We start from the raw sequence: 14,422 nt of genomic DNA, 5'->3' as shown, positions 1-14,422 counted from the left end.
CGCCTGGCTCGAAAAAATGCCTGTCGCTCGCGGAGTAGCGTCAGCAGAAACGTCCGGACGGCGGTTCACGCGAGCGCAGCGAGCGTGAGCCTCGTTCGGACCAAACGAAGTAAACGTCCGGACGGCGATTTGAACGGCCGATAGACGGTCGCTCCCTTCGGTCGCGCTGCGTCTATCGTGCTCAAATCTCGTCGGGCCGCCTTCGACGAACTGGCGCCTCGCTGTCGCTCGGCGCATTGTTCGTCGAAGAACGTCCGGACGGCGATTTGAACGCCGGTCCCTGGCTCCGCAAGCCAAGAGGATAGTCCACTACCCTATCCGGACTCATCTGTTTATACCCCGGTTCGACGTATAGGGGTTACGATTCGACCCGCCACCCGTCGCGGCGGTTATCCGATATTTTATTACCGATAAGCGTGGAATCAAAATGAAATGGCCGCGGGTGACGCCGCCGGGGAGTCGACAGAGCGACTAACGGGGGGCAGCCTCGAGGGGGCATCGAACGTGTTGGTGCTTGCCCCCACGATGAGCGATCGCGCTCGTCGGTCGTACTTCGAGACGCTGCTTCCGGATAACCCAGCCGCACTGGACGTGTTGTCCGTCAACTATCGCAGCAGTCCCGACCAGTGGCTGGACGAGTGGCAACGATACGCGGGCGACCGGCCGCGACGGTGTGCAATCGTCAGCATCGAGGAATCAGCGGGTTCCGGCGCCGACGCCGGTAAGACACGGAGCGACTCCAACACGGTCATCCAGGCCAACAGCCCGACCGACCTGACGGGGCTGGGAATCACCATCAGTCAGTATCTCGACGGCAACGGCGGCCCCCAGACCGTCATCACGCTGGAATCGCTGACGATTCTCCTGCAGTACGTCGACCTCCAGCGGGCTTTCCGGTTCCTGCACGTGCTCGCGAACCGGACGATCGAAAGCGGTTCGGTCACCCACTATCACATGGATCCGACCGCCCACGACGAACAGACGGTGGTGACCCTGGAATCGCTGTTCGATGCCGTCGCCGAGTTCGACGACGGCGAGTGGATAGTCCGATGCCGGTAACGAGGGTTTTTGTCGGAAGGCGCGGCCACGAGCAGTATGCCGACACACGTCGTACAGCGCCGTTCGTACCGACAACGACAACGCTTTTCGGGTGGCCGCACTTGCCCTCCATAGCAATGGGCGCCATCGAGGATATCTATGCGGAACTCGAGGCCGACGTCGCCGAAGGCGAGTTTCGGGAGGCCGTCGAGCAGAAGGTCGAACAGATGGGTGGGTTGGCGGACGAGGAGACCGCCGCGATGCTCATCGCACACGACCTCGACGGCGGTGAAGTCGAGACCATCGCCGACATCAAACCCGGACTGGAGGAGGCGAAGTTCCTCGGCAAGGTGAGGAGCATCGGCGAGATGCGCACCTTCGAACGCGACGGTGAAGACGAGGACGGCTGCGTGCTCAATCTCGAAGTGGCCGACGAATCCGGCTCGGTTCGCGTCGCGCTGTGGGACGACGACGCCGTCGCAGCCGACGAGGAACTCGAAATCGGGCAGGTGCTACGCGTGAAGGGCCGCCCGAAGGACGGCTACAACGGCGTCGAGGTGAGCGCAGACCGCATCGAACCCGAGCCTGACGCCGACATCGAGGTCGACATCGGCGGCGAAGTGACAGCCGATTCGCTGTCGCTCGGCCAATCGGACGTGAACCTTCGCGGCGTCGTCCTCGATACCGATTCGATACGGACGTTCGACCGCGACGACGGCTCGGAAGGGAAGGTATCGAACGTGACGCTCGGCGACGAGACGGGCCGCGTCCGCGTCACGCTGTGGGACGAACAGGCCGACCTCGCGAACGAACTGGAAGCGGGCCAAAGCGTCGAAATCGTCGACGGCTACGTCCGGGAGCGTGACGGCTCGCTCGAACTGCACGTCGGTGACCGCGGCGCGGTCGAGGAACTCGATGAGGCAATCGAGTTCTCCCCCGACGCGACAGACATCGACAGCCTGGAACTCGACCAGACGGCCGACATCGCGGGCGTCATTCGGTCTGCCGACCCGAAGCGCACCTTCGACCGCGACGACGGCTCGGAGGGCCAAGTGCGGAACATCCGCGTCCAGGATAAGACGGGCGACATCCGTGTCGCGCTGTGGGGTGACAAGGCCGACCGTGACCTCGGCCCCGGCGACGAGGTGTTCTGTGCCGACGTCGAGATTCAGGAGGGCTGGCAGGACGACCTCGAAGCCTCGGCCGGGTGGCAATCGACCGTGACTCTCATTGACGGCGCCGAGCCGGATCGTGGTGAGGAATCCGCCGGCCTCGACCAGTTCGCCAACGGCTCCTCGCCAGCCGCAAGCGACGACGGCGGCGAGTCAGACGAGGATGACGCGGATGCGAGCGCGGACGCCGAGAGCAGTGGAGACGGCGACGACGAACCGGAAACGTTCACGGGAACCGTCGTCCAACCGGGCGACCCGGTCATTCTCGACAGCGGCGAGGAGACGCTCCACGTCGAAACCGATGCGGACGTCCACCTCGGCCAGGACGTAACGGTGCGGGGGCGCCGCGACGGCGAGACGTTTATCGCGGATGACGTGTTCTAGGCGGCAGTCGGCGCCGAAATCCGGTTTCGGGGGCGAAGACCACAAGCCAACGGAGCAACAGCACCGTCCCAACGCTGTAACCATCCTGTGTGTGGCGGTGCCTCGCAAAGATTAAGGCCGACTCGGCCCGCGTTGGGGATATGAGCGTCGAGTTACCGTTCGCTCCGGTCGATTCGGTCATCCGCCGCAACGCCGGGCAGTTGCGGGTCAGTGCCGAAGCGGCAGAGGAGCTCGCACGCCGGATCCAGGAACGCGGTGCCGAGTTGGCGGAGACGGCGGCCGAAGAAGCCACAGCGGACGGTCGAAAGACGCTGATGGCCGAGGATTTCGACGCCCCGGTCGTCGACAAGGACTTACTGGAGTTGCCCGTCGCGCCGATCGACCGTATCGCTCGCCTCAATATCGACGACCGCTATCGGGTGTCGATGGACGCACGCATCGCCCTGGCGGGCGTGTTGGAATCGTACGCGGACACCGTCGCCGCCGCGGCGGCCATCCTCGCCCGACACGCCGACCGTCGAACGATCAAGGCTGAAGATATCGAGACCTACTACGAACTCGAACCGTACTTCGAATGAGGTTCGGCTACCGCAAGGCCTGTCTCGAGCACGATACTGGCTCCCGACATCCGGAGACGGCCGACCGGCTTCGTGCCATTCGTCGCGGACTCTCGAAACGCCACGGCGTGGAGTATCGGGAGGGTCGCCTCGCGGAACGGGATGCCATCGAAGCGGTACACGACGCCGAGTACGTCGAAAACATCGAGACGTTCTGTGCGGATGGCGGCGGGACGTGGGACGCAGACACCGTTGCCGTCGAGGAGACGTGGGAGGCCGCCCGCGCCTCGGCCGGCCTGGCCTGCTGGGCCGTCGACGAATCCATCGACGGCGCCGACGGCCGCGACACCCCCTTCTCCATCGGGCGGCCGCCGGGCCATCACGCCGAACACGACGAGGCGATGGGGTTCTGTTTCTTCAATAACGCCGCCGTCGCCGCCCAGCAGGCCATCGACAGCGGTGATGTCGACAGCGCCGTCATCTTCGATTGGGACGTCCACCATGGCAACGGAACGCAGGACATCTTCTACGACAGCGACGACGTGCTGTACGCTTCGATACACGAGCGCGGACTGTTCCCGGGAACCGGCGACATCCTCGAAACGGGCGGCCAGAGCGCCCGGAAGACGACGCTCAACGTCCCGCTTCCGGGCGGCAGCGGCGATGTCGAATACACCGCCGCCGTCGAGGAACTCCTCGGCCCCGCCCTCGAACGGTTCGACCCTGACCTGTTCGTGGTGAGCGCGGGCTTCGACGCCCACCATCACGACCCGATTTCGCGGATGTGCGTCTCGACGGAGGGGTACGGCCATCTCACCAAGCGCGCACGTGAACTCGCCGACCGCCACGACGCGCCGCTTTCGTTCGTGCTGGAAGGTGGCTACGGCCTCGACGCCCTCGCGGATTCTGTCGGGATGGTACACGAGGTGTTCGACGGCCGCGACCCCATCGAACCGGACGGAGACGTCAACTCGAAGGCAAAACGCGTCATCGACGACGTGCGGGACGCCCACGAACTGTAGCGTCGACGGCTACGGCTTCGGGTCGAAATACGCAGCCAGTTCGACGCCGAACTCCGTGGCCAGTTCGGCAATCCCATCACCGACCAACAGCTCGTAGTCCTCGGTCAGCGCCGACTCGACGTGCGTCCCGAGGGAGACGTCGAACAGTTCCGATTGGACGAGGGCGTCGGGTGTCCGAGCATCGCGCGGGCGCTCGACGACGTAGTGGCCCGCCTCGTCGATGAACGGGCCAGTAACGTCCGCATCGTCGGCATAGGTGTCGTAAAAGCCCTCGGCGTGGTTCCGAACACCGACCGGCGGCCCGCGGTGCCGAGCGATTTTCGGGAGTTCCGTGACAGCACACTCCACGAAGAGGACGGCCGTCTCGTCTGCGAGCCGGGCGCTCCGAACCGGGTCGAATCCCGCTCGGTCGAGGGCACCCTCGACGCCGTCGAGTGATTTGTCGAGCTGGGGATACAGCTGGTCATCGACGATGTCGGGCGCCTCGAAACGGATGGCGACCGGCGTCGTGCTTCGGGCCGCGATGCGGTCGCGAACGTCGGCCGCCGAGAGGGGGTCTGGCGTGTGTTCCTCGAACAGCTCGATTCGAGAGTCATCGAGCAGTTCACGGGCGTAGTGGATCAGTCGGGCGACGTGTCGCGCCGAGCACACCGCCGCGACGTTGCGCTCGGGGTCGGTCGGGTCGATGACGACGAGCGGGTCGTCGAACGATTCCCGGGCGTGGGCTTCGGGGTCGAGCGAGACGGGCGGATTCCAGTCGGCTGCCGCCTCGATGAATTCGCGGAAGCCACCGTATTCGAGGACGAGCAGTTCGGTCAGAAAGCCCGAGAACCCCTTCGTCCGGAGGTCGCTGCCGTAGGCTCCGATGGCGGTCAGGAACGCTTTCGCGAGCCGAACGTCCTCAGTCAGGGGGTCGATGCGGCCCTCCAGATACTCGGTGTGGAACGGCGTGCGGTCGACCGCAGAGCGGATGTCTGTCGCATCGTCGAGCGCATAGCAGGGGACACAATCCACGTCGAAGCCGCGGTGTTGGCCCTTCACGTAGGGATGTTCGGCGTATTCCTCGTGGCCCTCGGGAAGGACGGTGTGGCCGACCTCCAGCCCGTAGCGTTCCAGGTGCTCGCGGGGGAGGTCTTCGGGAAAGCGAACGAAGAGGTCGACGTCGCGGTCGCCGGCCAGCCACGTCCCGCGGGCCGTCGACCCGACGAGCTTCGTGTCGGCGTCGACGGGCAGGTCGTCGATGGCTGCCTCAGCGCGCGCGGTGAGGTCGTCGACGACGGCTTCGAGGTCGGCCTCCTCCGATTCCTCGGGGACGACTCGGTCGCGAACCTCGCGGACGACCGACTCGAATGACATACTCGCGGTTGCGCCGTCGGCTGGTAAAGCGTGTCGGTGCGGGTTCGAAGCGAAAGCCCTATTTGTCGAATCGGATTATGAACGGGTGCAGAGGGCCGCCGTAGCTCAGTTGGTAGAGCACCTCGCTGTTAACGAGGTTGTCCCAGGTTCGAGTCCTGGCGGTGGCGCTTTCCGCTCGAACTCACGTCGACCAGCGTCGGCGCCGCAAAAATCGCGGCCGGCTACGTCCCGCTCGGCGTCGATTCGCCGCCCGCCGATTCCTCTCGAAGCAGTCCCAGCGCTCTGGCGACGTCGTTCGTCGTCGGAACGTCCAACGACTCCAGTTCCTCGAGCGCCTCGTTGGCTGACTGCTGTCTGTCCCGCGCTCGGCGTCGGTCGCCGTTCACTATCGCCTCGGCGGCCGCCCGCATATCGTCGGCAGCGCTGACGAGCAGGTCTGTCGCGGTTCGAGTCGTCTCGACGCATCCATGAAGACGTTCGCGGTCGACCGTGTCGGGCCGTTTCATCTCCTCGAACGCACGGGCGCCCTCCTCGGCGGCCGTCATCGAATCGGCGATGGCACCGTATCGCTCGCTTGCGCGTCCGAACGGCTCGATGGCCCGCTCGTACTCGCCGTCGTTCCAGAGCTGGATGCCCTCGTTGAATGCCTTCGTCCCATCGTTTCGCGTGTCCCAGGCGGCCTCGAAGGCGTCCAGCACCTCAGTTCGCGCCTCGTACTCGGGGAGGCGATCTTCGATGCGGTTCGACATGATGTACGCCGGCTCCGCGCCGTGGTCGAGCCCCAGGAGGTGGCCGATTTCGTGCTGTGTCGTGGTGCGCACGTCACCATAGGGGCGACCCAGCGCGACGACTTCGGCCGTCGCGGGGCGGTCGAGACGGTTCCCCTCATTCAGGAGCGGCGCACAGCCCAGCACGTTCTCCGAGCTGTGCTCCTGACAGCCGTCGAGCTCCTCGCGGCTGTTCAGGAACTCGATTTCAACGTCGGGGTCGGCGCCGACCATCCGGAATTCGACATCGAAGCCGGCGTACTGTTCGGCGTTCTTCGCCCAGAAGTCGAGCGCCTCGTCGGCTATCGCTTCGAGGTCGAGGTCGCTGTCGCTTCGGTCGACGACCTGGATGGTCGTCGTGCCTTCGAGTGGGTGTCCCCGCAGAGACGCCACATCGTCGGCGAAATCCTCGGGCGTAGAGCACCCGGCGAGCGCCGCCGCAGCGCCGACAGCCCCGGCGAGTACCGCACGCCGCCTGAATCCCATACCCACCCATAGCGACCGGACGCTTGAATACTAACTGGCTGTGGCTACCAGGCGTCTCGCAGCACGTCCTCCAGTTCCCGCGCCGTCGGATCGAGCCCCTCCGGACAGTACGGCATGAGGCCGTCAGTGTGGACGTCCTCGGCGATGTCCGGAAGGTCGGATTGCTCCATGTCGTCGATTTCGCGAAGCTGGCTCGGCAGCCCGAGCGCGTCCCGAATCGACACGATGCGGTCGACGACGCGTTCGGCGGTCGTCTCCGGCGTCGCAGCGTCGATGTCGAACCCCTCCGCAAGGAGGTCGCGGCCGCCGTCGACGTGGTCGAAGAGATAGCGGAGCGCATGCGGCGCGATGATGGCGTGGGCGCCGCCCTGCCGAATGTCGTAGCCGCGGGCGATACCGTGGCCGAAGGCGTGGATAAGCGACAGCGTCAGCCCGTCGGCGCGCGAACAGCCGTACTGGGCGAGGATGGTGCCGACGATGGCGTCGTGCATCGTCGCATCGTCACGGGCCCCGGAGCCGAGCGCCGGCAGCCCGCTATCGAGCAATCGAAGCGCCCGGACGGCCGTCCCGTCGGTAATCGGCGTCGCCGTGTTCGCATACAGCGTCTCGACGGCCTTGTCAAATCCGTTCATCGCCGACGCACAGAGCACGCCCTGCGGTGTCGTCCGGAACAGCTCGGGGTCGTAGAACAGCGCGGACGGCATGAGCCGCTCATCGTAGGCGCCACCGCGAACGAGCCCCTCGCGTCGGGCGGTGACGCCGGCTATCATCGAGAGGTCGGCGCCGGCCAGCGTCGTCGGCACCGCAACGACCGGGGGTAACTCACCGTCCGGGACGGCGATGGAACCGCTCTCCTCGAACGTCTCCCGAACCTCGTCGTGGGGCTGCTCTGATGCCGCGAGCACGCTGATAGCCTTCGCGATGTCGAGGCTGCTGCCGCCACCGAGTGCGACCAGGACATCGGCGTCGGTTTCGGCGACGCGGTCGGCGCCGTCGAAGGCCGTTTCGAGCGTCTTGTCGGGCGTCGTCTCCGCAAAGACATCGACCAGATACTCGCCGAGCCCCTCACGAACCGGGTCGATGACTTCCGGCGTCGTGCCGGTCGTCTGTCCGGCCACCACGAGTGCACGCTCCGTGCCCAGCGCGTCGAGTTCCTGGGCGAGGGCGTCGACGCAGTCCTCGCCGTAGCGGATGGTGCCGGGTTCGTATCCGAATCTGAACATACCGGGACATCGGCCGGCAGCGACATGTGTGTTGGTGTCTGGAGACGCCTTGTCGTACACACCCCGATTCGACGCGTACCGTTCGAGCGTCGCTGTCGGCCCCCGTTACGGCACTGTACACTCATACTTTAATCCGCAAGCGTGTCCAGATGTGCTCACGTAGCGGGTATTCTTCCTCACCATCTGCAGCAGAATTTTTCAGGCGATTCGAAACATCTCAGAATCGGCCGCTACAGCCACAATCGAAATTCAGTCTGTACGATTCTTCGAGGGGATTGCTGGGGAACACGCAGCGCGTGGTGAGTCACGATGGGTGAGTTCCACGGCAATCAGTAGCCCGTACGCGGATAGAAAGCGATACCCGGCAAACCTAAGAGGGGGGAGCGGATATGCGGGTATACAAGGGCCCTTAGCTTAGTCTGGTCTCAAAGCTCCCGGCTCATATTCCTGTCAGTAATAACGGGCTGGTGCCCGCAGGATGGGACACCGGGCGAGCGCTGGTTCAAATCCGGCAGGGCCCATTCAGTTTTGACACGGTGTAGCCTTCGAAAATGGACGTCTGAGTTCGTCTATTCAATCTTAAAGACGGTCGCACGCTCGTTCGTCGCAACGCCGTATCGCGCCTCCTCGGTAGTGGGTGGGCCATCGCCGCCGTACCGCGATTCGAGGCTCGTCCGAACGGCCTCGCGGACGCAGGCCCTGGCGGCAGCCCCGACCACGGTCGCGCTGCCGGCGAACGACGCCGATTCGCCGTCGGGAGCGGAGCCGACGACGACGGCATCGCTCGTGGTGCCCGGCACGCCTGCGACTGCCAGCAGCGTCGCGGATTTGGCTTCGACGGCCGTCGCGAGCAACCCTGTGAGAGCGCTCTCATTCAGAGCGCGCGTCGTGCCGACGAAGACGTTCACCGTTCCGGGGCGCCACTCCTCTCGCCCCCCGCGTTCGCCCGCCATTTCGGGTCGAGCCCCCGTCTCTATCGGCAGTTCGGCCGGGTTCGAGAGGCCGGCCGTGGCGACGGCTTCGACCGGCCCGCGACGGGCACCGCGAGCGTGTCGCTGGCTGACGCCGGTGAGAAGCGTCGGGCCCGGCGGCGCCTCGGGCAATCGCTCCTCGGCGTAGGCCGCGAGGTCGGTGCGGTCGAACCCCTCCGGAACGGTGAGATTGTGGGCAGCGTCGGCGCGACGGTAGCCACCGCCGACGCCGTTCGAGAGCCACCGTGTGTCCGGCCGGTGGAGCGTCAGGCGGTCGTCCGTGCGGTCGTACTCGAACATCATAGCACCTCGTCGAGCACGGCGAGCAGTTCCTCGGTTGCCTCGCGGCTCCGGACTGCGATTCGAATGTGGCTGTCCAGCCCCCGGAACGTGGTCGCATCCCGGAGGACGACGCCGCGCTCGGCGCAGGCCGACAGGAGAGCCGACGGGTCGTCGCCGACATCACAAAGCAGGAACGGCGCCTCGGAGGGGTGGACATCGAAGCCCCGCGCTTGCAGTTCCTCGCGGAGATGCTCGCCTTCGCGGGCGACGCGGTCGCGGGTCGCATCGATGAACGCCGAATCGCGCATGGCGTGGGCACCGACGGCAGCGGCGGGGCCGCCGAGCGACCACGCGGGACGGGCCGTCTGCAGTCGTGAGAGCAGGTCGCCCTCAGCGACGGCGAAGCCCGCGCGGAGTCCAGGCAGGCCGAACAGTTTGGTGAGCGAGCGGGCGACGATGACGCCCGGCCGACCGGCCAGCGACGCGCGGTCAGTGAAGCCGAGGAAGGCCTCGTCCGCGAGCAGGACGGTATCGCCGGCAGCACAGCGGTCGGCAAAGGCCGCGAGCGCGTCGGCGTCGTAACAGTCGCCGGTCGGGTTGTTCGGCGTGCAGACGATGGCCATCGCGTGGTCGCTTGGGTCGCGGTCGGGCAGGTCGTCGTGGGAGACGAACACCGGGTCGCCACCTGCGAGTTCGACCTCGCGGGCGTACTCGCCGAAGGAGGGGAACGGAACGAGGACGCTGTCGCCGGGCGAGACGGTGACGCCGATAGCGAGTCGCATAGCCGCGAGGCCGCCCGCGGTCGGGACGATGTGGTCTGCCACACTGTCGACGTATTCGGCGGCCGCGTTCCGGAACACTGGGTAGGCGTCGTTCGGATACGAGCGGGCCTCGTCGAACGCTGCCTCGTAAACGTCGCGGGTACCGTCGGGGACTTCGGGATTGATGTTCGCGCTCAGATCCAGCACGTCCGCGCGGTCGCTGGAGCCGTGTGGGACGCGGTCGATGTCGTCGATGCCATCAGGGTGCATCGGCCAGCACCTCGGCGACTTCGGCGTCACTCGGGCGATTGACGTTGACCGCGAGGCGGGCATCGTGGCTGATGTCGAGCGCCTCATCGCTCGTCTCGCCGACGACGTTCAGACCCGTTGGGGAGAGTTCGTAGCCGCCGTGGGCGCGGGTCGTATCGGCGCTGACGCCCAGCGCCCGCTTCAGCGCCGTGGGAACGCAGACGGTGAGCGAGCCGTCGTCGTGGGCGTCCAGCGCCCTATCGACCACGTCGCCAGCCAGGAGCGGGAGGTCGGAGACCACCGTGAGAACAGGCGGGTCGACGCGGTCGAGGGCGGTCGCGAGGTCGGCGACGTAGCCCTCGCCGGCGGTTTGGATGACCGGGACGCGATCCTCCAGATGGGCGGTCGTCTCGGGGGTGTGCGGCGAGGTGACGGCGTGAACCGTCTCGATGCGACTGGCGAGCAGGGCCTCGAGCACGCGGTCGACCATCGGTTCGCCGCCGACCTCGAAGAGGGGTTTCTCGCCGCGGTCGAGCCGCGTCCCCCTCCCGCCGCACATCAGAACTGCGTCCACGTGACCACCCCCGTATGGAGCGCGACGACGCGACCGAGTTCGTTGACGGCACCGAAGACGTCGCCGTTGACGCCACCGAGGTTCTCCTCGGCCCAGGAGACGACGCCGACGGCGACGAGCGGGCCGGCGAGGACGGCGACCAGCGCGGCCGGCGAAAAGCCCGTCAAGAGGGCTGCCGGGATGGCCGCGACGGCCGGCCCGGCGAGCAGCGCGGGACTGGCGTTTCGGGTGAACTGCGAACCGAGCCCTTCGTGACTCGCTGTGCCGATGCAGGCGACCGTCGCCATGCCGAGTTTCGCGCCGACCTCGCTGGCGATGACGATGCCGACAGCGGTGAGCGTGGGCAGCCCAGCGAGGCCGAGCGCAGCCAGGGTGAGGCCCGCGAAGACGACCGCGACGGCGACGATAGCGCCGACGCCGGTCGTGGTGTCTTTCAGCACCTCACGGCGCCCGTCGGCGTCGTGGACGACGACCGCATCGCCGAGGTCTGCGACGCCGTCGAGATGTGCGATACCGACGAGGGCCACGACGGCGAGCAGGTAGGCGAACGCCGCGCTCGTGCCCGAGAGGACGAAGAACGGAATCGAAACGGCCGCGCCGATGAGGTAGGCGACGAGCGGGAAGGCGGCGGGGAACTCCTGGAAGCGCAGCCAGTCGCGTTCGGTCGTCTCCACCGGCAATCGGGTGAGGAAGGCGACGCCGCCGCGGAGACCGCTTCCGAGGTCGCTCAGAGCCACAGTATCACCCCGAGCAGTGCAACGGCGGCGTAGGCGGCCAGCCCGGCCGCCCGAATCGCCGCCAGGGCGTCCTCGCCGTCCGAAACTGTCGGGAGGTCGGCCACCTCGTTGAGGACGTACTCGTCGGGCTTTTCGAGCCGGACGTTCAGCGCCGCGGCCAGGGCGCCCATCGGCCAGCCGGCGTTCGGCGACGGCGTCGTGACCGCATAGCGGCGCGCCCGGAACGGGGCCTCGGGGTCGCCTGCAGCGACGCCGAGCAAGAGGGCCGTCACCCGCGCGGGGACGAACATGACGAGGTCATCGAGCCGGGCGCTACCCCAGCCGAAGGGGCCGGGATAGCCGAGCATCGAATCCAGCGTGTTGACGGCCTTGACGAACGCCGCCGCGGCCGCCGCGGCCGGCACCGAGACGAACGCGAAGAGCGCGAAGGCCGAAAGCGGCGCGACGAGCCCATCGGAGAGGTTCTCCGCGAGGCTCTCGACGGCCGCACTGCGGATTTCGGCCGGCGAGAGGTCGTCCGTGTCGCGACCGACGAGCGCCACCAGTGCCTCACGGGCGGCCTCGGGGGCGGCCTCGCTGTCCGCGATGACCTGGCCACCGATGTCGAGCAACAGGTACAGACTCGACGACGACCAGAGAACGAGCCCGGCAAGGACAGCGACGATGACGCCCGGAAATGGCGTCACGAGCGAGAGCGCGCCGTAAACGAGGAGCGCAACGAGAGCGGGCAGCGCAACGGCGAGGACGGCACCGGCGAGCTTGGGTAACGGATACTCACGGTTCGCGGCGTGATCGACCGCACGGCCGAACAGCGTGACGGGATGGTACTCAGCGGGCGGCTCCCGGAACGCTCGGTCGAGGCCGGCAGCGAGCAGGACGGCGACGGTGATGGCCAGCGGGACGCGGGTCACAGTATCGCCTCCAGGCGGCCTGACAACGACGGCAGCGGCGTTTCGGCTATGTCGACGTACTCGGCGCTGACCGCTGTCGCGCCGCCGTCGGTGGCTGCCTCGTCGCCGACGTGGACGGCGAGGTCGGTGTCGAGGCGCCGTGCGACTGTCTCGAAGGCGCGGGCGTCGGGCTTGCGCCAGCCGCAGCCGACGCTCGTGACGACGGCGTCGAAAGCATCCGTGAGGTCGGCCCGGACGAGCGTCCGGCGGACGAGTTCGGGAACGCTGCAGTTCGAGCAGAGGCCGACTGGGCCGTGGTCGGCAGCGGCCTCGATAGCCCGGCGGGCACCCTCGCGACGGTTGATGTCGGGGTCGAACGCGGCGACGACAGCGCGACGAGAAGCGTTGTTCGGCGCGTCAACGCCGCGGGAGCTGAGTGCGGCCGAGACGTGGGCTGGAAGCGGTACCTCGGCGCCATCGGGTGCGTCGATGTGTACCTCCCGGTAGGCGGCCCCGAAATCGTCGGGCACGGCGACGCCGCGCTCGCGAAGCTCCCGAGCGACGGCCGCCGCGGGGTCGTCCGGCGTGTCGGCGTCGACGAGGGTTCCGAAGAGGTCGAACGATACTGCCACTGTCGGCTCCTATCGCCGGAGCCGACTTGAATCACGCGGGCCGATACGGCGGAGGGGTGGATGCGCAATCCTTAACAACACTCGGAGCTGTCTTAATATATGACAGTCGTCAGCGTCTCGATGCCGGAGGCATTGCTGGAGCGGCTCGACGAATTCGCCGACGAGCACGGCTACACGGGCCGCAGCGAGGTCGTTCGTGAGGCCTCCCGGGATCTGCTCGGAGAGTTCGAGGAGCGAAAGCTGGAGGGCCGCGACCTCATGGGCGTCGTGACCGTCGTCTTCGACCACGATACCTCAAGCGCCGAAGAGCGGATGATCGAAGTGCGACACGAATACGAAGACACCGTCGTCTCGAACGTCCACAACCACGTCGGTGACCACTACTGTATGGAGCTTTTCGTCCTCGAAGGGCAACTGGAGGAGGTTTCGGCGTTCGTCGGCAAGATTCGGGCGACGACCGACGTGCTCTCGGCCGATTACTCCGTCATCCCGGTCGACGACTTCGCCGCCGGCATCGAGGAGTAGCGCGATGCTCCACACCGAAGCGCTCGGCCTCCTCATCGGTGCCATCGCCCTCGGGGCCGTCCACGGCATCGAACCGGGCCACGGCTGGCCGGTCGCAGCCACCTACGCCCTCGATAAGCGCCACAAGTGGCTCTCGGGGTTCGCCGCGAGTCTCACTATCGGCGTCGGCCACCTCATCAGCAGCATCGCGATGGTCGCCGTCTTCTTCTACGCGAAGGCGTATTTCAACCTCACACAGGTCAACGACCCCATTCAGGCCGGTGGGGTCGCCATCGGCGGCCCGGTCAGTATCGTCGCCGGCATCCTCCTCATCGCGCTCGGCGTCCGGGAGTACAGACACGGGCACGGACATGGCCACTCGCATGGGGAGGAACACAAACACGACCACGAGCATGCACACGACCAGGCGCACAGTGACTCGGCCGAAGGCGGCCTGTTCGCCCGATTGAAGACGGCGCTTCCCTTCAGCGGTGATAGCCGCACATCGCACGGCCAACCGACCGACGAGCGCGGCTTTCTCGGCATCGCGTGGTTCGCGTTCCTGCTCGGATTCGCCCACGAGGAGGAGTTCGAGATCATCGCGCTGTGTGTCGGCTCGGTGCACTGTCTCGAACTGATGACCGCCTACGCCATCACGGTCATCGTCGGCATCGTCGGACTCACGATGCTTCTCATCGCCGGCTATGAGCGCTTCGAGGATGAAGTCGAGCAGTACACGCCGTATCTGCCGGCCTTCTCGGCGGCCGTCCTGGTCGTGATGGGCACCGGGTTCATCATCGGGCTGTTCTGACCCCGA

The 14,422-nt window shown here is 66.7% G+C and carries 15 protein-coding genes and 3 tRNA genes; 8 read left to right on the top strand and 10 right to left on the bottom strand.

The genetic code is table 11. The annotated features are described in order from the left end of the window. Positions 1 to 251: 251 nt before the first annotated feature. Positions 252 to 324, bottom strand: a tRNA-Arg gene (locus ACI8UR_RS03430). Positions 325 to 525: 201 nt separating this feature from the next. Here ACI8UR_RS03430 and ACI8UR_RS03425 point away from each other — a divergent pair. From ACI8UR_RS03425 to ACI8UR_RS03410, 4 genes are all read left to right on the top strand, one after another. Then, entirely contained in the window at positions 526 to 1,059 is a 534-nt protein-coding gene (locus ACI8UR_RS03425; RefSeq protein ID WP_415087557.1) for a hypothetical protein, read from the top strand. A 116-nt stretch (positions 1,060 to 1,175) separates the two neighbouring features. After that, on the top strand, positions 1,176 to 2,594 hold the full coding sequence (locus tag ACI8UR_RS03420) for a single-stranded DNA binding protein (protein ID WP_411715941.1): 1,419 nt from the start codon (positions 1,176 to 1,178) through the stop codon (positions 2,592 to 2,594). Positions 2,595 to 2,734: 140 nt separating this feature from the next. Beyond that, entirely contained in the window at positions 2,735 to 3,172 is a 438-nt protein-coding gene (locus ACI8UR_RS03415) for a histone (RefSeq protein ID WP_411715942.1), read from the top strand. Then, a complete protein-coding gene (locus tag ACI8UR_RS03410; RefSeq protein WP_411715943.1) occupies positions 3,169 to 4,173 on the top strand; it encodes a histone deacetylase family protein in 1,005 nt (334 codons plus the stop codon). Before ACI8UR_RS03415 ends, ACI8UR_RS03410 begins: the two co-directional genes overlap by 4 nt. A gap of 9 nt (positions 4,174 to 4,182) precedes the next feature. On the opposite strand, the gene cca is transcribed toward ACI8UR_RS03410, so the two are convergent. Then, positions 4,183 to 5,529 (bottom strand): CCA tRNA nucleotidyltransferase, encoded by a 1,347-nt coding sequence (gene cca, locus ACI8UR_RS03405; RefSeq protein ID WP_415087556.1) that lies wholly within the window; start codon positions 5,527 to 5,529, stop codon positions 4,183 to 4,185. 94 nt (positions 5,530 to 5,623) lie between these two features. Between cca and ACI8UR_RS03400 the strand changes: the two genes are divergently transcribed. Continuing rightward, positions 5,624 to 5,696 (top strand) — tRNA-Asn (locus tag ACI8UR_RS03400). A 54-nt stretch (positions 5,697 to 5,750) separates the two neighbouring features. On the opposite strand, the gene ACI8UR_RS03395 is transcribed toward ACI8UR_RS03400, so the two are convergent. Together ACI8UR_RS03395 and ACI8UR_RS03390 are read right to left on the bottom strand one after the other, a co-directional pair. Next, on the bottom strand, positions 5,751 to 6,782 hold the full coding sequence (locus tag ACI8UR_RS03395; RefSeq protein WP_411715945.1) for a matrixin family metalloprotease: 1,032 nt from the start codon (positions 6,780 to 6,782) through the stop codon (positions 5,751 to 5,753). 44 nt (positions 6,783 to 6,826) lie between these two features. Beyond that, a complete protein-coding gene (locus ACI8UR_RS03390; protein ID WP_415087555.1) occupies positions 6,827 to 8,005 on the bottom strand; it encodes an iron-containing alcohol dehydrogenase family protein in 1,179 nt (392 codons plus the stop codon). A 403-nt stretch (positions 8,006 to 8,408) separates the two neighbouring features. Between ACI8UR_RS03390 and ACI8UR_RS03385 the strand changes: the two genes are divergently transcribed. Further along, positions 8,409 to 8,526, top strand: a tRNA-Ile gene (locus tag ACI8UR_RS03385). Positions 8,527 to 8,574: 48 nt separating this feature from the next. Here the strand turns inward: ACI8UR_RS03385 and ACI8UR_RS03380 are convergent. The 6 genes from ACI8UR_RS03380 to ACI8UR_RS03355 are packed head-to-tail and all read right to left on the bottom strand — an operon-like array spanning position 8,575 to position 13,101. Further along, complete coding sequence (locus tag ACI8UR_RS03380) at positions 8,575 to 9,276, bottom strand: adenosylcobinamide amidohydrolase (protein WP_411713958.1); 702 nt, start codon at positions 9,274 to 9,276, stop codon at positions 8,575 to 8,577. Further along, entirely contained in the window at positions 9,276 to 10,289 is a 1,014-nt protein-coding gene (gene cobD / locus ACI8UR_RS03375; protein WP_411713951.1) for a threonine-phosphate decarboxylase CobD, read from the bottom strand. Before cobD ends, ACI8UR_RS03380 begins: the two co-directional genes overlap by 1 nt. Beyond that, a complete protein-coding gene (locus ACI8UR_RS03370) occupies positions 10,279 to 10,827 on the bottom strand; it encodes an NTP transferase domain-containing protein (RefSeq protein WP_411713957.1) in 549 nt (182 codons plus the stop codon). Before ACI8UR_RS03370 ends, cobD begins: the two co-directional genes overlap by 11 nt. Further along, complete coding sequence (gene cobS / locus ACI8UR_RS03365; protein ID WP_411713950.1) at positions 10,827 to 11,579, bottom strand: adenosylcobinamide-GDP ribazoletransferase; 753 nt, start codon at positions 11,577 to 11,579, stop codon at positions 10,827 to 10,829. Before cobS ends, ACI8UR_RS03370 begins: the two co-directional genes overlap by 1 nt. Further along, positions 11,570 to 12,490, bottom strand: a complete 921-nt coding sequence (gene cbiB, locus ACI8UR_RS03360; RefSeq protein ID WP_415087554.1) for an adenosylcobinamide-phosphate synthase CbiB — start codon at positions 12,488 to 12,490, stop codon at positions 11,570 to 11,572. The genes cobS and cbiB overlap by 10 nt, the downstream gene beginning before the upstream one ends. Continuing rightward, positions 12,487 to 13,101: an HAD family hydrolase gene (locus ACI8UR_RS03355; protein WP_411713948.1), complete on the bottom strand. Its 615-nt coding sequence runs from the start codon at positions 13,099 to 13,101 to the stop codon at positions 12,487 to 12,489. Before ACI8UR_RS03355 ends, cbiB begins: the two co-directional genes overlap by 4 nt. Before the next feature lie 99 nt (positions 13,102 to 13,200). Between ACI8UR_RS03355 and nikR the strand changes: the two genes are divergently transcribed. Further along, positions 13,201 to 13,626 carry a nickel-responsive transcriptional regulator NikR gene (gene nikR / locus ACI8UR_RS03350; RefSeq protein WP_411713947.1) on the top strand — a complete coding sequence of 142 codons (426 nt, stop codon included), beginning with the start codon at positions 13,201 to 13,203 and terminating at the stop codon, positions 13,624 to 13,626. Positions 13,627 to 13,630: 4 nt separating this feature from the next. Next, on the top strand, positions 13,631 to 14,416 hold the full coding sequence (locus tag ACI8UR_RS03345) for a hypothetical protein (RefSeq protein WP_411713946.1): 786 nt from the start codon (positions 13,631 to 13,633) through the stop codon (positions 14,414 to 14,416). Positions 14,417 to 14,422: the final 6 nt, after the last annotated feature.

Origin of the sequence: Natronomonas sp., assembly GCF_047616845.1 — an archaeon.
Classification (GTDB): Archaea; Halobacteriota; Halobacteria; order Halobacteriales; family Haloarculaceae; genus Natronomonas.
Note: the sequence above shows the minus strand (reverse complement) of the source record. Positions and strands in the feature narration are given on the sequence as shown.